Source organism: Arthrobacter sp. zg-Y919, from assembly GCF_030142045.1.
Lineage (GTDB): Bacteria > Actinomycetota > Actinomycetes > Actinomycetales > Micrococcaceae > Arthrobacter_B.
In genome coordinates this window covers 267,823-286,201 of sequence record NZ_CP126242.1, presented here as the reverse complement: position 1 = coordinate 286,201, position 18,379 = coordinate 267,823, and the positions used below count along the sequence as shown (strand labels likewise).

Annotated in this window: 14 protein-coding genes and 2 pseudogenes; 9 read left to right on the top strand and 7 right to left on the bottom strand. The window is 66.9% G+C overall.

What is annotated here, in order from left to right; genetic code table 11:
- Window positions 1-5: 5 nt before the first annotated feature.
- A complete protein-coding gene (locus QNO10_RS01425) occupies window positions 6-1,208 on the bottom strand; it encodes an MFS transporter (protein ID WP_229951214.1) in 1,203 nt (400 codons plus the stop codon).
- Between the two features lie 243 nt (window positions 1,209-1,451).
- Between QNO10_RS01425 and QNO10_RS01420 the strand changes: the two genes are divergently transcribed.
- Window positions 1,452-2,306, top strand: coding sequence for a helix-turn-helix domain-containing protein (locus QNO10_RS01420; RefSeq protein ID WP_229951216.1), 855 nt, complete (start codon window positions 1,452-1,454; stop codon window positions 2,304-2,306).
- 21 nt (window positions 2,307-2,327) lie between these two features.
- On the opposite strand, the gene galK is transcribed toward QNO10_RS01420, so the two are convergent.
- Genes galK through QNO10_RS01405 form a run of 3 tightly spaced genes read right to left on the bottom strand, consistent with a single transcriptional unit; the run spans window position 2,328 to window position 5,430 of the window.
- A complete protein-coding gene (gene galK / locus QNO10_RS01415; RefSeq protein WP_229951218.1) occupies window positions 2,328-3,479 on the bottom strand; it encodes a galactokinase in 1,152 nt (383 codons plus the stop codon).
- Window positions 3,476-4,633 carry a galactose-1-phosphate uridylyltransferase gene (gene galT, locus QNO10_RS01410; RefSeq protein ID WP_229951220.1) on the bottom strand — a complete coding sequence of 386 codons (1,158 nt, stop codon included), beginning with the start codon at window positions 4,631-4,633 and terminating at the stop codon, window positions 3,476-3,478. Before galT ends, galK begins: the two co-directional genes overlap by 4 nt.
- A complete protein-coding gene (locus QNO10_RS01405; RefSeq protein WP_229951222.1) occupies window positions 4,630-5,430 on the bottom strand; it encodes a DeoR/GlpR family DNA-binding transcription regulator in 801 nt (266 codons plus the stop codon). Before QNO10_RS01405 ends, galT begins: the two co-directional genes overlap by 4 nt.
- A 241-nt stretch (window positions 5,431-5,671) precedes the next feature.
- Between QNO10_RS01405 and QNO10_RS01400 the strand changes: the two genes are divergently transcribed.
- The 3 genes from QNO10_RS01400 to QNO10_RS01390 all read left to right on the top strand — a co-directional run bounded on the left by QNO10_RS01400 (window position 5,672) and on the right by QNO10_RS01390 (window position 9,860).
- Window positions 5,672-7,201, top strand: a complete 1,530-nt coding sequence (locus QNO10_RS01400; RefSeq protein ID WP_229951224.1) for a sulfatase-like hydrolase/transferase — start codon at window positions 5,672-5,674, stop codon at window positions 7,199-7,201.
- 126 nt (window positions 7,202-7,327) lie between these two features.
- On the top strand, window positions 7,328-8,341 hold the full coding sequence (locus tag QNO10_RS01395) for an EcsC family protein (RefSeq protein ID WP_229951226.1): 1,014 nt from the start codon (window positions 7,328-7,330) through the stop codon (window positions 8,339-8,341).
- Between the two features lie 355 nt (window positions 8,342-8,696).
- Complete coding sequence (locus tag QNO10_RS01390) at window positions 8,697-9,860, top strand: N(5)-(carboxyethyl)ornithine synthase (protein WP_229951229.1); 1,164 nt, start codon at window positions 8,697-8,699, stop codon at window positions 9,858-9,860.
- On the opposite strand, the gene QNO10_RS01385 is transcribed toward QNO10_RS01390, so the two are convergent.
- Window positions 9,857-10,750 (bottom strand): SDR family oxidoreductase, encoded by an 894-nt coding sequence (locus QNO10_RS01385; protein WP_229951231.1) that lies wholly within the window; start codon window positions 10,748-10,750, stop codon window positions 9,857-9,859. The genes QNO10_RS01390 and QNO10_RS01385 overlap by 4 nt on opposite strands.
- A gap of 89 nt (window positions 10,751-10,839) precedes the next feature.
- Between QNO10_RS01385 and QNO10_RS01380 the strand changes: the two genes are divergently transcribed.
- Complete coding sequence (locus QNO10_RS01380) at window positions 10,840-11,409, top strand: TetR/AcrR family transcriptional regulator (protein WP_229951233.1); 570 nt, start codon at window positions 10,840-10,842, stop codon at window positions 11,407-11,409.
- A gap of 24 nt (window positions 11,410-11,433) precedes the next feature.
- Here QNO10_RS01380 and QNO10_RS01375 read toward each other — a convergent pair whose 3' ends face one another.
- Complete coding sequence (locus QNO10_RS01375) at window positions 11,434-11,859, bottom strand: winged helix-turn-helix transcriptional regulator (RefSeq protein WP_229951235.1); 426 nt, start codon at window positions 11,857-11,859, stop codon at window positions 11,434-11,436.
- Between the two features lie 116 nt (window positions 11,860-11,975).
- Here QNO10_RS01375 and QNO10_RS01370 point away from each other — a divergent pair.
- From QNO10_RS01370 to QNO10_RS01355, 4 genes and pseudogenes are all read left to right on the top strand, one after another.
- Window positions 11,976-12,847: pseudogene (locus tag QNO10_RS01370) on the top strand (oxidoreductase).
- Window positions 12,848-12,886: 39 nt separating this feature from the next.
- Window positions 12,887-13,960 carry a DNA polymerase IV gene (locus QNO10_RS01365; RefSeq protein ID WP_442860289.1) on the top strand — a complete coding sequence of 358 codons (1,074 nt, stop codon included), beginning with the start codon at window positions 12,887-12,889 and terminating at the stop codon, window positions 13,958-13,960.
- Between the two features lie 341 nt (window positions 13,961-14,301).
- Window positions 14,302-15,777, top strand: coding sequence for an amino acid permease (locus QNO10_RS01360; RefSeq protein ID WP_229951238.1), 1,476 nt, complete (start codon window positions 14,302-14,304; stop codon window positions 15,775-15,777).
- A 168-nt stretch (window positions 15,778-15,945) separates the two neighbouring features.
- Window positions 15,946-17,526, top strand: a complete 1,581-nt coding sequence (locus QNO10_RS01355; RefSeq protein WP_229951240.1) for an FAD-dependent oxidoreductase — start codon at window positions 15,946-15,948, stop codon at window positions 17,524-17,526.
- 7 nt (window positions 17,527-17,533) lie between these two features.
- Here QNO10_RS01355 and QNO10_RS01350 read toward each other — a convergent pair.
- A pseudogene (locus QNO10_RS01350) lies at window positions 17,534-18,371 on the bottom strand (PhzF family phenazine biosynthesis protein).
- Between the last annotated feature and the right edge of the window lie 8 nt (window positions 18,372-18,379).

The following is an 18,379-nucleotide window of genomic DNA, read 5'->3' as shown; positions in this document are numbered from 1 at the left end:
AACCCTCAGCGATCCAGGACCTGCTCCGAACCGGTCCTCGACGTGCGCAGGCTGGTAAGGATCACCGCACCGAGAAGCGCCGCAGTGCCGCCCACAATCAGGGTGGTGCTGGCGCCGGCGCCGTCAACGAGGACTCCGCCGACGACGGCACCGAGAGCGATCGCGATATTGCAGACGGTCACAACGAGGGCACCGATCTGCTCAAGCCGCTCCGGCTGCGCCCTGGCGCCCCAGCTCAACACCGACGTCGGCAGGCCGCCGAAGCCAAAGCCCCAGAGTCCTGCGGCGATGAAGCAGCCCAGGACCGATCCGCCGGTGAGAAGCATCGTCAGCATTCCAATCCCCACCACTGACGGGAAAACGAGGACGGCGGCACGAAGGGCGCTGTCTGCCAGTGGTCCGCTGATCACGGTGCCGAGGACGCTGGCGGCTCCGAAGACCAGCAGCAGCAACGCGAGCCCACCGGCGTCGATACCGGACAGGCTCTCCGCGGTCGGCCGGATGTACGTGTACCCGCTGAAGTGTCCGCCGAACACCAGCAGGATGGCGATCAGGCCCACGACGACGACGCCGGAGCGCAGGGTTGATCCCAGAGCGCGGAGCCCGCTCACCACGGTGGGCATGATGTGCGGCAGGGTGGCTGCCTGAACGCCCAGGGCCAGTGCTCCGACTACGGCGGCGACAACAAAGACTGCCCGCCAGCCCCAGATTTCCCCCAGCCATGCCCCGAGTGGAACGGCGGCGACGGTTGCGAGCGCTACACCGGCGTTGACGACGGTCAGTGCCCGGCCCAGATGGTCGGCGGGCACCAGGTGCGCGGCCATGGCTGTGGCCATGGCCCAGAATCCGCCGAGGGCGATACCCAGCAGCAACCGCGCGGACAGAAGGAGGAACAGGTTCGGTGCCAGCGCCACCATGATGTTGGAGGCAATGGCGAATGCCGTGAGGCCGATCATCACGCGGCGGCGGTCAGCGCGGGGTAGGACCACGGCGATCAGCAGGGCCGAAAAGACAGCAGCGGCAGCGGTAACTGTCACGCTTTGTCCCGCCGCGCCGACGGTGACGCCCAGGTCGCCGGCAATATGTGGAAGCAGGCTCGCAGGCAGGAACTCCGACATCACGATGGCGAAGATTCCCAGCCCCAGGGAGACGACGCCGGCCCAGGACGTCTTCGGCTTCGCTGGTGCGGAGGTGGTCAGGGAGCTCAAAATTCCAGCTCCTCGTCCTCGTTCACCAGGGCGTCCAGCCTGGCGGTCTCGAAGCCGATGCCCTTGTTGGCACCGGTGATCAGTGTGACGGTCATGTATTGTCCTCTCGAATCCGGCTCGGATGAGCCGTTGAGAACGCTACGGATGCCTGTTTTCTCCAGCCAGAGCCCTGCCCAGCCTAGGGTGCGGCAGGACCCCCTCCGCACCTATCCCGCCTGCCCCGTGACCCCCTACGCTGGCCCTATGAGTTCAACACCGAACACCCTTGGGGAATACCTTCGTGCCCGGCGCGAGCTGGTAACTCCTCAGCAGGCGGGCATCCCGGACCATGGCGTGCGGCGGGTGCCGGGGCTGCGCCGCGAGGAAGTAGCCATGCTCGCGGGCATCAGTACCGACTACTACCTGCGGTTGGAGCGTGGGCGGGACCGGCGTCCCTCCGTGCAGGTCCTCGAGTCCATCGCCCGCGTGCTGAAGCTCAACGACGAGCACCTGGCCTACCTCCTGACACTCGTCGCGGACATCCCGAAGCAGCGGGTCCGCCGCCCGCCGAAGGAAACACCGCCCGAGGGTGCGCTCAAGCTGATGGACTCCCTCGCGCAGCCGGCCTTCATCGAGGGACGGTACTTCGACATCCTGGCCTCGAACCGGCTCGCCAAAGCGCTCTCCCCCCGCCTCGACGTCGGGGGTAACCAGCTCCGGGACATGTTCCTTGACCCGTCCCAGCAGGCCCTGCACCCGGAGTGGGAAGGGGTGACCGAGTGCTTCATTGCCAACCTGCGGCAGTCCGTCGGCAACGACATCGAGAATCCGCGTTTTATCGAACTGGTCGGCGAGCTATCCCTGGCCAGTCCACTGTTCCGGCAGCTGTGGGCGCGGCACGAAGTACGCGGGCAGCGGGGGACGCCGCTGCGGCTGGACCACCCGGTGGTCGGCGAAATGACCCTCAACCGGGAGCGGTTGAGCATCAGTGGATCGGATGGCCTGATGCTGGTGGTCTATCACCCCGACGCCGGCTCCGGGCATGCCGAGAAGCTCGCATTGCTTGCCTCCTCGGTCCTCCCGGCCGCGGGCACGAAACAGCAGCTTCCGCTGGCCTGAGTTTCCGCGACGGCACAAGGCTCAGGCGGTAGGGCCCGCACCGGTCCCGGGGAGCACGCTGAAGATGACCGGTGACCGGAAGCCTGCGTTGGAGAATGCCTGCTCCACAGCGGAGCGGATGGCAGGCACGTCCCCCGCGCGGGCCAGCGCGATGGCGGAACCACCGAAACCGCCGCCGGTCATGCGGGCACCGAGCGCCCCGGCAGCGAGGGCTGCGTCCACCGCCGCATCGAGTTCAGGGCAGGAGATTTCGAAGTCGTTGCGCATCGACGTGTGGCTGGCCACGAGCAGCGGTCCGAGTCCGGCGGGACCGCTTCCGGTGAGCACCTCGACGGCGGCTTCAACCCGCGCATTCTCGGTCACCACGTGCCGCACGCGCCGGAACGTCTCCTCGTCCATTACCCCGGCTGCCCGCTCGAGGTCCCCGACCGAAACATCCCGGAGTGCGGCAACACCCATCAATTCGGCGCCACGTTCGCAGGAGCGGCGGCGGGCAGCGTACCCGCCGGTGGAGTGCGCGTGGCTGACCCGTGTGTCAATGACCATGAGTTCCAGCCCGGCGCCCTCGAGGTCCAGGGGAACCAGCCGGGATTCCCCGGACCGGCAGTCGAGGAAAAGGGCGTGGCCCGCTTCGCCCAGGAGTGAGGCGGACTGGTCCATGATGCCGGTAGGCGCACCCACCATCCGGTTCTCCGCGAGCTGCCCGATGGCAGCCAACTCCCGGCGGGACACCTGCGCCTGTGAAAGATCGTTGGCGGCGACGGCGACGGCGCACTCGAGCGCCGCGGAGGAGGAGAGTCCGGCGCCCACGGGAACGGAGGAATCGATCAGCAGGTCCATGCCGGGGCAGCGGTACCCGGACTGTTCCATGGCCCACAGGACCCCGAGCGGATACGCCGCCCATCCCTCAACGCTGCCTTCGGTGAGGAGGTCGAGATCGGCGGTCACGGGTTCGTCGTCGGGCGTGAGGGTGGATGCGACCCGCACCATCCGGTCCCTGCGGACGGCGGCGGCGGCCGTCGTCGAGTGCTCAAGGGCGAACGGCAGGACGAAGCCGTCGTTGTAGTCCGTGTGTTCACCGATGACGTTGACGCGGCCCGGGGCGGACCACAGGCCGTCCGGCTCGGCACCGAAGCGTTCGGTAAAGGCAGCCGCGAGCGTCGTGGGATTCATGCCTGGTCCTTTCGGGCGTGGGTGTCTGCATGGACGGCGGGAAGGGCGGCGGCGGGGACGGCAGTGCGCAGCGACTCGGCGACGGCCTCGGGGGTGGTGTCGTTGATGAAGGCTCCCATTGCCGCTTCCGAGCCGGCAAGGAATTTCAGTTTGTCGGCGGCCCGGCGCGGTGAGGTGAGCTGGAGGTGCAGGTAGCCCGCCGGCCGGAGGACCGGATCGACCGGCGCCTGCTGCCAGGCGGCGATGTACGGCGTCGGCGTGGGATAGAGGGCATCGATCCGGCCCAGGAGGTCGAGGTAGACGGTGGTGAGTTCGTCGCGTTCCTCCCCCGTCAGGGCGGCGAGATCGGCGACCTGGCGGTGCGGGACCAGGTGGACCTCCAGCGGCCACCGGGCGGCGAAGGGCACGAAGGCGCTGAAGTGCTTCCCCTCAAGAACCATCCGGTCCCCTGTGCTGCGCTCCGCCGCGAGGGCATGTCCCATGAGCGTCTGTTTTCCGCCGGAGGCGTCAAAAAACTCCGCTGCCCTGGCTGCCAGAATGGCGGCACGGGGCGGAATGAATGGATAGGCGTAGATCTGGCCGTGCGGGTGCAGGAGGGTGACGCCTATTTCGGCACCCCGGTTTTCGAAGCAGAAGACCTGTTTGATCCCGGGCATCGCGGAGAGCGCTTCGGTGCGCTGGGCCCAGGCGTCGATGACGGTCCGGGCTCGCCCGGGGGTGAGGGATCCGAAGGAACCCTCGTGCGCGGGGTCGAAGGCCACGACCTCGCAGCGTCCGTACGCCGCCGCCGTCGTACCCCATCCGGGGGTGGCCGGCAGCTCGCCGAGGTCCGGCCCGAACGAGGGGAACCGGTTCTCGAACACCACCACCTCGTAGTCGGCGGCCGGGATTTCCGAGAGGTTTCCGGGCGTTGCGGGGCACAGCGGGCACTGGTCCGCAGGCGGCAGGTGGGTTCGCGACTGGCGGTGCGCGGCGACGGCGATCCATTCGCCGGAAAGCGCGTCATATCGGACGGTCCCCGCCGGCCCCCGTGCGGGAAGTCCCCGTACGTCCCGGGTTGCTGCGTCACGGTGCCGTGCGGCGCTGTCCTCCCCCGCGTCGAAGTAGATCAGTTCCCGCCCATCGGACAGCCGGGTGGGAGTCACGAAGGTCATGGGCGCTCTTCCAGTTCGAAGTCGGATACGGGGTCACAGAGGATGCGGGTGAGGGCGGCGTATTCGCCCTCAGGGTACCGGTCGGTGACCAGGGCGGCCGCGGCATCGAGCGGAGCCACCTGGGCCAGGCTGACGACGCCGATCTTCGTCGCGTCGGCGAGGATCACAAGGCTGTCGCAGGCCTGCGCGAAGGCGGTGTTTGTGTCCGCCTCCGCGAGGTTCGGCGTCGTAATGCCACCTACCGCGTCCACTCCGTGCGCCCCCATGAAGCACAGGTCCGCGCGGAGAGTGGAAATGGCGCGGGTGGCGAGCGGACCGACAAGGGCCTTCGACGGCGTGAGCTGACCGCCGGAGAGGAGAACCTCGGGCGCTCCGTTGGCCGGGGCAGCGGCACGCAGCCGGTGGAGTTCGTCCGCCAGGGGAAGGGAATTGGTGACCACGGTCAGGCCCGGCACCTTGGCCAGGAGCGGCGCCAATGCGTAGGTAGTGGTCCCGCCCGTGATGGACACGGTCATGCCGGGTGCCAGCAGGGACACCGCTGCGGCCGCGATCCGCTGCTTGGCCTCGCCTCCGCGCGTGCGGTTGGCATCGAAGCCGGGCTCCACCGCGCTGAGGCTGCCGGGCCGGACGGCGCCGCCGTGCACCCGCACCAGGGCTCCCCGCGCTGCCAGGGTGTCGATGTCCCGGCGGACCGTCATCTCCGACACGGCGAGGTCGCGGGCGAGCGAGCTGACCCGGACGGCCGGCTGGCGTTCCAGCCGGTTCAGGATGGCCGCATGGCGCTCCGCTGCAAGCATGATCCTCCTGAAGATGAGTAAAACAAGCGAACGGCTCCGCACGGAAACGAACAAAACCTATCACGGTGGAGGTGGAATACACCGCTGTGGAAGCACCTTTCTCCCGGCAAAACCAGTAGTGAGCGGGTAAAGTGGCGGTACTAGTCTTCTAAACGCCCGAGATCGGGTGGGATGTCAAGGGTGTTCGGCGTAAACGCGGCATCTGGAACGAGGTGTTGCAATGTCCGGCCGGATTCTTCACGTGACCCGACGGGTCGGCCTCGTTGCTGGCCGCGTCCTGGTTTACGTCCTGATCTGGGCGGGGCTCGCCCTGCTCATCGCCGCCGCCGGCATCCGCTTCTTCTGGGGCAGGATCTCCGTGGGGCAGATGCTCCTGAACCTCGTCTCGGTGGAAACCGACGGTGGCGGAGGAGCCATTGTCTGGCTCGGCATCCTGGGCGTCGGCGTTCTACCCCTGCTTCTCACCCTCGGAATTGCCCTATGGCAGTACACCCGGCGCCGCAAGCGCCGCGCAGCCGGCGGCGGCGGCGAGGATCACTCCAGTCGCCCGCAGTGGATTCGCCGGGCGGTCGCCGCCGCCCTGGTGGCCGCGGTGTTCGTGGGCGGCGCCACCGCCTTCGCGACAACTGTGGGTGTGGCCGACTACATCAAGGCAGCGAACTCCAAGTACGACATCGGCGACTACTACGTGGAGCCAACGGTCACGAGTGACGAGAACAAGCGCAACCTGGTGCTGATCTACCTCGAGTCCGGCGAAGCCACCCTTGCGGATGACCAGCTCTTCGAAAAAGACTCGTTCGCACCCCTGAAGGAAGCCACGCCCGCCGAAGCGGGCTGGCAGAGCGTGGCGGATTTCCAGCAGTACGAGGGCGGAGGCTGGACCATGGCCGGCCTCGTCTCGACGCAGTGCGGCGTACCGCTGAAGGGCGTGGGCTCCTCTGATGACAGCAGCGCCACCGGCGACCTCGACGACGACGGCGAAACGTACCTGGGCGGGTCGACCTGCCTGGGCGATGTGCTGGCAAAGCATGGCTACACCAATGTCTTCCTCGGTGGCGCCAACTCCTCCTTCGCCGCGAAGGACACCTACCTGAGCACCCACGGCTACTCCGAGGAAAAGGGCCTCTCCGACTGGCGTGCCCTCGACGAGCCGGAAGAGAACTTCCGCAAGGACTGGGGCCTGAGCGACGAGCGGCTTATGGCCCACGCCAAGGAGGAAATCGACCGGCTCCATGCCGAGTCGGAAAAGACCGGGCAGCCGTTCAACCTTTCCATGCTGACCCTGGACACCCATGAACCGGTGCACGTCTACGACTACTGCAACGTGGATACGGAGAACAAGGTCACCTCCGTGTTCTCCTGCTCCATGACGCAGGTGGCCGGCTTCGTGGACTACATGAAGGAAAAGGGCTACCTCGAGGACACGGCCGTGGTGATCATGGGCGACCACCTCAAGCACATGAGTGCCGGCGACGCCTTCCACGAGCAGCTGGATCACCACGAGAACCGCACCATCTTCAACCGGATCTGGGTCCCGGGCCAGGACCCCACGGTGACGCTGCGTCCCGGCGTGGACCAGCTGAACATGTACCCGACCATCCTGGAAGCCGCCGGCCTGACCCTGAAGGACCGGGAGGCCGGGCTGGGTGTGTCCGCGTTCGCCTCGGAAATCCCTGCCCGTTCGGCGCAGGCCATGGAGCCGGAACCCTACACCGAGCTGCTGGATTCCCTGTCCCCACGGTTCTACGCGGAGGCCTGGACCGGCCGGTAGTCCGACCCTGGGACCCGTCGCGCGTCCAGCGGGGGCCCAGGACACAGCCTGCTGTCACGTGGGCGGCGACATATCGGCTGGTAGGGTCATCCTCGACTCACACACCACCATCGAAATGGACCCTCCTTGAGCACTGACGCAGACCCGTTGCTCCCCGACGCTGTTACCGAGATGAGCGCGTACGACCAACAGGTTTGGGACAGCCTCAATAACCACTGGGAGCGCCGCAGCAACCGCCGGGGTCTGCCGAACTGGGCGAACACCGCGATCAGCCGCACGGGCGAGGTGGCTGGAAACACCGGCCGACGGCTGGCAGAAGCCGTGCCGGAGAAGGTCATGGATCCCCTCCAGCGCGCGGGGGGAGCGGTGGCGGACAAAGCCATGCGCCCAGCTATTGAAAGTGCAATAGCAATGCTTGAGCTGTTCAACGACTGGGCGCTTGAGCTCAACGACCCAAAGAGCGTCGAAAAGCTTGCCCGCAAACGTGGCCTTGATATAGACAACTTCAGCGAATTGCAGAAGCAGGACCTGAAGTCATGCGACCGCTTACTAACGCTAAACACCCTTCGATGGCGGACCGCCGGTGCACTCGAAGGTGGCGCCATGGGCATGCTGGCCTTGGTTCCGGTCGCGGGGATGCCCGTGGCGATAACTGCAGACATCGTTGTCATCCAGGTTCTGAGTACCTCGATTGCAACGCGGATAGCGTACTCGTACGGCTATGACGCCAAGGACCCCGAGGAACAACTATTCATCCAGCGTCTCGTGAACAGATCCTTCATGAAGCAGGCAGCCAAGGCTAAGCCGATAAGGGACGTTGCGCACGCCGCTGACGCGCTCAAGGGACGCGTCAAGTGGTCCGAGAAGCTTCGCGCGGATCACCGTCTTGTGGCCGTGCTTGAAAAACTGATGAAGCAGCTCGGGCCGGCTGGCTCCAGGGTGCCGGTTCAAAACGTTGCCAAGGTTTTGCCATTCGTGGGTGTCCTCATCGGTGCCGGTGCCAATGCTGGGATCCTCGGCGCAGTCGCAGCGGATGCCCAGAGGTACTGCCAGACGCGGTTCCTCTGCGAGAAGTATGACCTGCCCCTGCCGGCTGCACTGACGAGTGATCCGGTTGACAATTCTGCAGCTGATGTGTGACGAACTGGTGATTGTCCGCAACGCTTAGGGCACACAGGTCGCCTGAACGCTCCCCCCCCCTGGGTGCTGCAGCACGCGCGTTCGGTGTCGGGGCCGGGATGCCGCTGCGCATTGCCACCCGGAAGGTACCCGACGCCCCGGTGCAGCGCCCGTCAGCCGTACCTGTAGGGTTCAGGGTCAGGAACCGCCTCGGTTCCGCTACAGGAGCGAACATGTCTGACAAGTCCCCGCGCCAAGCAGCATCCAAGAAGTCCGGCAAATCCATAAAGGAAAAGCGCGCAGATAAGAAGGCCGCCGCAGCCGGTTCCGGGCCCCTCGACACGGCCGCCGCCAAACCTACACCGCCGAAAAAGAAGTGAACTCCCCCGTGGAGCGCCTCACCCTCGGTGTCCTTTCCAGCAGGCGCAAGCCCGACGAGCAGCGGCTGGCCATCCACCCGCTTCATCTGGAACGCATCGCCCCGGAGATTCGGGAACAGCTGGTTCTCGAAGAAGGCTATGGGGAGAAGTTCGGCGTTTCGGACGCCGAGCTGAAGACATTCGTGCGCGCCGTACTCCCGCGGGCGCAGATCGTGGCGGAGGCCGACGTCGTCCTCCTGCCCAAGCCGCAGCCCGAGGACCTGGCCGAGCTGCGGGACGGGCAGACCCTCTGGGGTTGGCCGCACTGCGTGCAGGACCGCGCCATCACCCAGCTCGCCATCGACAAGAAGCTCACCCTGATCGCCTTCGAAGCGATGAACCACTGGGCCAGCGACGGCGGTTTCGGCCTGCACGTGTTCCACAAGAACAACGAACTGGCCGGGTACTGCTCCGTACTGCACGCCCTCAGCCTGACCGGATCCACCGGCGACTACGGCCGGCGGCTCAGCGCCGTCGTCATCGGCTTCGGCGCCACGGCGCGCGGGGCGGTTACTGCCCTGAACGCCCACGGCATCCATGACGTCCAGGTCCTGACCAACCGCGGTGTTGCAGCGGTCGGAGCACCGATCCACTCGGCCCGGATGGTGCAGTTCGACCATGACGCGGCGGAATCACCGTTCCTCAGCGAGGTCATCACCGAAGACGGCCGGGTGCCGCTGGCCCCGTTCCTTGCCGAGAGCGACATCGTGGTCAACTGCACCCTGCAGGACCCCAATGCCCCGCTGACCTACCTGCGCACTGAGGATCTTGCGGCTTTCCGGCCCGGCAGCCTGATCGTGGACGTTTCCTGCGACGAGGGCATGGGCTTTGAGTGGGCGAAATCCACCACCTTCACCGATCCCATGTTCGAGGTGGGCGAGCACATCAATTACTACGCTGTCGACCACAGCCCGTCCTACCTCTGGAACTCCGCCAGTTGGGAAATCAGCGAGGCGCTGCTGCCTTTCCTGGAAACGGTCATCAGCGGTCCCGCCGCGTGGGCGGAGAACGAGACCATTGCCCGGGCGATCGAAATCCGCGACGGCGTCATCCGGAACAAGGACGTGCTGCAGTTCCAGCAGCGGGAGCCGGCCTACCCGCACGTGGCACTGACCTCCTAACCGCCGGGGCCAGGCGGGGGGTAGGCGGAGCCGCTCGGCTGGTGGGCCGCGACGTCGTCGGCGTCCGTCGAGTGGGCCAGATCCTTCCCCTCTTCCAGCCTGGCGAGGCGCTCCCGTAGTGCCGAGGTGGCCAGGGTGTAGGCGTCCGAACCGAGCGTGAGGCGCAACGGGGCACTTGGACCGTCGGCTGAAGCGATGATTGCCGCCGCAATCTTGGCTGGGTCTCCCGGTGCGGGCAGCGGCGGAAGTTCGCCGGCAATCATGCGGCGGAGCTGCCCCGGAGCGCCGCCGTCGTATTCGGGCAGGGCCGCACCCATGTCCGCACTTGTGCTGCCGAACCCGGTGCGGGCCACCCCCGGCTCGACAAGCGTGACACCAATACCGAACGGCGCAATGTCGGCTGCCGTGGATTCCCAGAACCCCTCGATGCCCCATTTGGTGGCGTGGTAGAGGCTCATGGCAGGGAAAGCGACCTGGCCGCCGATGCTGGAGACCTGCATGATGCGGCCGCCGCCCTGCCGCCGCAGATGCGGGATGACGGCGCGTGCGAGCTGGATGGAGGCGGTGAGGTTGGTGGCCAGCTGGCGGTCGATCTGCTCGTCGCTTAGCTCCTCGGCCGCCCCGAACAGGCCGTACCCGGCATTCGAGACGACGACGTCGATCCGCCCGAGTTCGTCGAACGCCCGCGTCACCACTGTCCGCAGGGTGGCCGTGTCGGTGACATCGAGGGCTGCGCGCCACAGCCGCGTGCCGTACCGGGAGGCCAGGTCGTCGAGGGATTCCACGCGGCGGGCAGTAGCTGCCACCCGGTCGCCGCGCTCGAGGAGCTGTTCGGCCAGATGGCGGCCGAATCCGGATGAAGTGCCTGTGATGAACCAGGTGCGGGGCATGTCTTCCTCCTGTAGGTAACTGGTTAGTTACGTACAGGGTGGCAGACTCCGGCTTGGTAAGCAACCATCTGGTTACATACGATGGCGGTATGCCTCCTGACGCCACCCCCACCAAGCGCCGCATCCTGGCTGCGGCCCGCGCGGAATTTGCCCTGAACGGACTCGCCGGTGCCCGGGTGGACCGCATTGCGGAGGAGGCGCAGGCCAACAAGCGCTCCATCTACGTCCACTTCGGCGCCAAGGAAGAGCTGTTCGATCTGGTCGTGGGCCAGGCCCTGCTGGAACTGGCTGATGCGGTTCCCTTTGAGGCCGCCTCGCTCCCCCAATACGCCGCAAGCCTGTTCGACATGCTCCAGCTGAACCCCGACGTCGGCCGGCTGACGTCCTGGGCAGTCCTGGAACGTCCGGCTCCGCTGGACGTTGAGGTGCAGGCGTACCGGAGCAAGATCGCGGCCATCCGAGAGGCACAGGACCGAGGGCAGATCGCGGGCAGCCACGACCCCGTGGTGCTGATGGCCATGACCATTTCCCTGGTCACCAGCTGGTCCAATGCCTCCTGGTCCCTGCGCGCTCTCAGCGGCCGCGACGCCGCCACCCCGCCGGAAGGATTCCGCAACCAGCTTCTGCTCGCCGTCGGTTCGCTGACCGAGGGCAGCTAGCCACGGCGGGCCGGGTGCGGAAGGTCAGGCACTGCGGGAGTCGTAGGCGGCACGCCCAGCGAAGACGTCATCCATGTGCTGCTCGGCCCAGGCTTTGATACTGCGGGTCAGCCCGTACAGGGACAGTCCAAGGTCGGTGAGTTCGTAAGTCACGGTCACCGGCACCGTGGGGGTAACCGTGCGGGTGACCAGCCCGTCCCGCTCCAGCGAGCGCAGCGTCTGGGTCAGCATTTTCTGGCTCACGCCGGCCAGCACGCGGGAAAGTTCGGAGAACCGCAACGGCCGGGGACCGCCGTCGCAGTCCGGTCCGCTTCCGAGAGCCGCCAGGACCAGCGTCACCCATTTGTCCGAGATCCGGTCGAGCAGTTTCCGGCTGGGGCATACATCCAGAAAGGCGTTGTAGTTCGCCTTTTCCTGGGCCCGTTTCGCTGCCGCCGTGATCGTGGCCATTACCGCCCTTGCCTTTCGGGTTACTTAGGCACTTCCAGGTGCCTACTTCCTGCTGGGAAGTTACGTCACCATAGTGGACTGCGTTAGTAAGGAACTCCACCCCTGAAAGGCAGAACATGAGCACCTTTACCGCTTCCCTCCCCGGCGGGACCTGGACCTAGCCGGCCTCGAGGTTACCCGCTTCGGCTACGGAGCCATGCAGCTCGCCGGACCCTGGGCCCTGGGACAGCCCGCAGACCGCGACGGCGCCCTCGCCGTCCTGCGGGAGGCGGTGGAACTGGGCATCACGCACATCGACACCGCCGAGGCGTACGGCCCGCACATCACCAATTCGCTCATCCGTGAGGCACTGCATCCCTATCCGGACGCCCTGCACGTGGTGACCAAGGTGGGCGCCACGCGCGATGACCAGGGCGGATGGCCTACGGCGCGGGAGCCCCACCAGCTGCGCCGGGCGGTGGAGGAGAACCTGGAAACACTCGGCCTTGATGTGCTGGACCTGGTTTATCTGCGGATGGGCGACGGCGAGGGGACAGTGCCCGGCTCCCTCGCCGAAGCGTTGGAGACGCTGGCCGATCTCCGGCAGCAGGGGGTGATCCGGCACCTCGGAGTGAGCAATGTGCTGCCGGAGCAGGTCGCCGAAGCACGCAGCATTGTCCCCATCGTTTCGGTGCAGAACAGATACAACCTTGCTTTCCGCCGGGACGACGACCTGATCGATTCCCTCGCGCAGGACGGCATCGCCTACGTGCCGTTTTTCCCGTTGGGCGGGTTCAGCCCGCTGCAGTCCGAAGCGCTCTCCGCCGTGGCGGCGCGGCTGGAATCCACGCCCATGTCCGTGGCGTTGGCGTGGCTGCTGCAGCGCTCCCCGAACATCCTGCTCATTCCGGGCACCTCATCGGTGGCGCACCTGCGGGAGAACGTGGCCGGTGCCGGACTCGCGCTTTCCGCGGAGGATGCGGCCGAGCTGGACAGCATCGGCCGGTAGGCGGGTGCCTGTCCGGAACGTTTAGGGCACACTGGTCGCGTGAACGCTATCCCCTGGGTGCTGCACGTGGACCTCGACCAGTTCATCGCAGCGGTCGAAGTGCTCCGGCGCCCGGAGCTGGCCGGTAAACCGATCATCGTTGGCGGCCGCGGCGATCCGACCGAACGTGCCGTGGTCTCCACCGCCTCCTACGAAGCCCGCGCGTTCGGCGTCGGGTCCGGGATGCCGCTGCGCATCGCCGCCCGCAAGGTGCCCGACGCCGTGATCCTGCCCGTCGATGCCGAGGCCTACCTCGAGGCCTCGGATGCAGTGATGGCCACGCTGCGCGCCCAGCCCGGCGCCGTCGTGCAGGTCCTGGGCTGGGACGAAGCTTTCGTCGGCACGGTGACGGAGGATCCGGAGGCCTACGCCCGGGAGCTGCAGGCCGCGGTGCTGGAGCAGACGCAGCTGCACTGCAGTGTGGGTATCGGCGACACCCTGGTCCGCGCCAAGAACGCCACCGACCTGGGCAAACCGGCCGGCGTCTTCCAGCTGACCGCCGCGAACTGGCTCGAGGTGATGGGCGGTCGGCCCACCAAGGAACTGTGGGGCGTCGGAAGCAAGATTTCGGGCCGGCTGGCGAAGCTGGGCATCAATACTGTGGCCGAGCTCGCCACAGTAGATCCTCCGACCCTGGTGCCGGAGTTCGGGCCCAAGATGGGTCCCTGGTACGCGGAGCTCGGACGCGGCGACGGTGCCAGCACGGTGGATGACACCCCGTGGGTGGCCCGCGGGCACAGCCGCGAGACCACCTTCCAGACCGACCTCACCGAGCCGGGACAGGTGGACGACGCCGTGCGGCAGCTGGCGGCGCAGGTCCTGGCGGATGTAGCCGCCGAAGGGCGGCCGGTGATCGGGCTGACCCTCAAGGTCCGGTACGCGCCGTTCACCACCAAAACGCACGCGAAGAAGATCCCGGAGACCTTCGACCGGGACGATGTCCTGGCCCGGACACTGGACCTGGCCGGTGCCATCGAGCCCGGTCGGCCGATCCGGCTATTGGGCCTGCGCGCCGAAATGGCCATGCCCGACGACGCGCGGAAGGGTCATACGCCTACGCGCGGCGGGTGGTGAAGGGCTCATCCCCGCTTTGACGCTGTGCTGTGACTCCTGCCATAGTTTTCGGGTGAAGTTGCCAGGGAGCCGAACAATCGGACAGCATAAGTCAGTTCCTGCGAGCGCTCGTCAATGCGCTCCGGGGCGGTATTTCCGCGGCGATATAGAGGCCCAGTAGGCACCTGACAGAAGAACTTCCGAAGACCCTGCCCTACACGGCCATGCCCTGATCCGGCGCCGCCGCGCCCGACCCCCGAGCCGTCCCCCCTCCTCAAAAAGGGCTGCCCACCGGCGAGCAGCCTCCCCCCCCCCCGAACTCTTCAGCCCGCGGCACCCCGCCAGGCTGAGCAAAGGAACCCATGATCACGCCACCCCCGGCTCCGCCGGCCCTCCCGGACTCCACCGTCCAGGCAGGCACCCCCGAACCCACCTTCCACCACGAGGAGGAGGGTTACCACAAGGGACTCAAGCCCCGCCAGGTCCAGATGATCGCCATCGGCGGCGCCATCGGCACCGGGCTCTTTATGGGAGCGGGCGGCCGCCTCGCAGCGGCAGGCCCCTCACTGGTCATCAGCTACGCCGTCTGCGGCTTCTTTGCCTTCATGATCCTGCGGGCCCTGGGTGAACTGGTGATGCACCGGCCCTCCTCCGGCTCCTTCGTCTCCTACGCTCGTGAGTTCTTCGGCGAGAAGGCGGCCTTCGTCACCGGCTGGCTGTACTGGCTGAACTGGGCCATGACCGCCATCGTGGACATCACCGCCGTCGCGCTGTACATGAACTTCTTCCGGAAATACTGGCCGCCGATCGCGGACATCCCGCAGTGGACCTGGGCCCTGGCCGCCCTGGTCCTGGTGCTGGGGCTGAACCTCATCAGCGTCAAGGTCTTCGGGGAACTGGAGTTCTGGTTCGCGCTGATCAAGGTCGTGGCCTTGGTCGCCTTCCTGATCGTGGGCATCTGCTTCGTGCTCTTCGGCACCCCCGTGGACGGTCAGGTGGTCGGCTTCAGCCTCATCTCGGGCAACGGCGGCCTCTTCCCCAACGGCCTGCTGCCCGCCGTCGTCGTCATGCAGGGCGTGGTGTTCGCCTACGCCTCGATCGAGCTCATCGGCACCGCTGCGGGCGAGACCGAACACCCGGAAAAGATTATGCCCAAGGCCATCAACACCGTGATCGTGCGCATTGCCGTGTTCTACGTCGGCACGCTCGTCCTGCTCTCGCTGCTGCTGCCGTACAGCTCCTACAAGGCCGGCGAAAGCCCGTTCGTCACGTTCTTCGGGTCCATCGGGGTGGGCGGTGTGGACGCCATCATGAACCTGGTGGTCCTGACCGCCGCCCTGTCCTCACTCAATGCCGGCCTGTACTCCACCGGCCGCATCATGCGCTCCATGTCCATGGCCGGCTCCGCGCCGAAGTTCGCCGGGCGGATGAACAAGGCGGGCGTCCCGTACGGCGGTATCGCCCTGACCGCGTTCGTTGCCCTGCTCGGCGTCGTCCTCAACGCCGTCGTTCCCGCCCAGGCGTTCGAGATCGTCCTGAACGTGGCATCCCTGGGAATCATCAGTACCTGGGCCATGATCGTCCTGTGCCAGATGGCGCTGACCCGGCGGGCCCAGCGCGGGGAACTGTCCCGCCCGTCCTTCCGGATGCCCGGCGCTCCCGTCACCGGCTGGATTACGCTCGCGTTCCTTCTCGCCGTGCTGATCCTGATGGCCTTCGATTCCCCCGTGGGCACCTGGACGATCGCCTCCCTGGTGGTCATCATCCCGGCCCTGATGCTCGGCTGGCGGCTCTGTCGCGACCGCGTTCTCGAAATCGCGGCCGCCCGCGACAGCTAAACGTTCCGGCAGGCCATCCATTCGCAGGTTCAATCAGGTAATCTCACTGCATTCTGAATCCACCGTCTAGCTCGAAGGACCGACATGACGGATGTCAGTGAGCAGTCTGCCAAGCGAACCAGTGACGTGCCTCGTCTTTCCGACTCGCAGTGGGAAAGACTCCTCGGCATGGCCGCACCAACCGACGTCGGCGCGGGCGACTACGTTTTCCGCGCCGGGGACTTGAACTATCCAATGATCCTCGTGGAATCGGGGGCCATTGAAATGGTGCGGGACCCGTTGTGGTGGGACGAAGAAACCGTTCTCAGCACGCTCGGGCCACGCTCGTTCGGCGGTGAACTCGGGCTGCTCAACGGACAGGCCGCGCTCCTGTCGGCGCGGGTGAAGGAGCCCGGGCGCATCCGGCGCCTGGCCCGCGAAGATCTGCGGCTGGTCATGAACCAGGACGACGATCTCGGGGGGATTGTTCTCCATACTCTGTGGGAACGCCGCGAAGCCCTTCGGCGGGGACCGGCCGCCATGACGCTCAAGTTCATCGGGACGGAAGCGTCCAGCGAATTGCTGGCTCTTCGCCGCTTCGCGGAACGGCTGGACTTGATTCATACCGTCTTCGTCGTCCCGCCCGACGGCATGGGCGCCCTCGATGGCCACGGTATAGCGGCCGGTGATCTGCCGGCAGCACTCATCCAGGGCAAGCTCATGACACGTGCGACGCCGGGAGCCGTCGCCGAGCGCCTCGGATTGAGTTACCAGCCCCACCAGGAGGGCGCCACGGACCTGCTCGTCGTTGGCGGCGGACCCGCCGGGCTCGCCGCCGCCATCTACGCAGCCTCCGAAGGGCTGAACACGGTGGTGCTCGACGCCGTCGCGCCGGGTGGGCAGGCAGCGGCGACCTCCCGAATCGAGAACTTCCTTGGTTTTCCCTTTGGCGTTGCCGGTGGAGACCTCATCCGCCAAGCGACACTGCAGGCGATCAAGTTCGGGGTAAGGATCTGGGCACCCTGCGATGCGGTGTCTCTCGAGACCATGGATGATGGCCTCAAGCTCACACTGGGGGACGGTGCTGTCCTCCATACCCGCACCGCGTTGATCACGTCCGGGGCCGCCTACCGGAGTCTCGGAGTTCAGGGGTGGGAGGACTTCGAGGGACACGGAATCTATTACGCCGCGACCAGCCTCGAGGCGCGCCAAGTCGCCGGGCACCCGGTGGTCGTCGTCGGCGGGGCAAACTCGGCCGGCCAGGCCGCACTCTATCTCGCGTCCCACGGATGCCCGGTCCATCTGGTGGTCCGTGGAACGGACGTTGGGGCGCGGATGTCCTCCTACCTCGTGGACCGGCTGCGGGAGGATCCCCGCATCGCTATCCATACGGAGTCGAACATCGTTGGGCTGGACGGCGGCTCCGCCTTGGATTCGGTCCGCATCGACACCGCCGGGCCCGTCGATGCGCGCGGCCTGTTCTGCTTCATCGGCGCCGACCCTGCCAGCACGTGGCTGCCCACGCTCGACAGGGACCATGCGGGATTCATCCGCACAGGGACCGACATTGCGGTTCAGGCGCTGGATCGATGGCAGCCGCTGGGCCGCGAACCGATGCCCTTCGAGACCTCGACCCCACGGGTGTTTGCCGCCGGCGATGTCCGCCACGGCTCCATGAAGCGCGTCGCGGCGGCGGTCGGCGAAGGATCCAGCGCCGTCGCGTCCGTGCACCGGGCCCTGAGCGACCCTGTCAGTCCCCTCGCCCGTTAGCTGCGCGCTACAGCCGGACGGTTCCCTCGATGCAGCTCGTGACCTGGCCGCCGACCCAGATGTTCCCGTCGCGGAGGCTGATGTGCACGCGGCCCCGGCGGCCGAGGACTGTTCCCTGTGACGCCGTGTACGGCGGCGCGGCCAGACCCGCGTCGGTCAGCCAGCGTGCAAGGCCCGCGTTCAGGCTGCCGGTCACGGGGTCTTCCCAGACGGGGTCGCCGCCGATGAACGCACGCACCTCGAGCTGGGTTTCCGCCGTGGACCCGCACGGGCCCACCACACCGATTTCCAGGCTGCCGGCCTTTGCCGGGTCGGGCTGCAGGCTCAACACTTCCTGCGCCGAGGCAAGCCGGACGCCGATCCACTGCGGACCATTGACCAGCCAGGACGCATCAAGAATGTTCTCCCGTGGGATCCCCAGGATTGCCGCTATCCGGCCGATGAGCACCTCATCCACGGGTTCATAACGGGTGAGCGGCGGCGCCTCAAAGGCCAGCTGGTCCTCCTGGATACGGATCGGGATCAGCCCCACGCCGCACTCCTGGATGAGCGTTCCGCCTGCCCGCGGCGACCCGCCGGCATCCAGCCAGGCCCTGGCCGAGCCGAGCGTGGGATGGCCGGCAAACGGCAGTTCTTCCGTCGCGGTGAAGATCCTCACCCGGTAATCGGCCGCCGGACTGCTTGGAGCCAGCAGGAACGTCGTTTCCGACAGGTTCGTCCAGGTGGCGAAGCGCTGCATCTTCCTCGGCGCTTAGGCCGTCGGCGTCGTGAACAACCGCCAAGGCGTTGCCCCGATACGGCTCAGAGGAAAAGACATCAACTTCGCTGTAGGGACGCGGCCTCATGGCGCCAC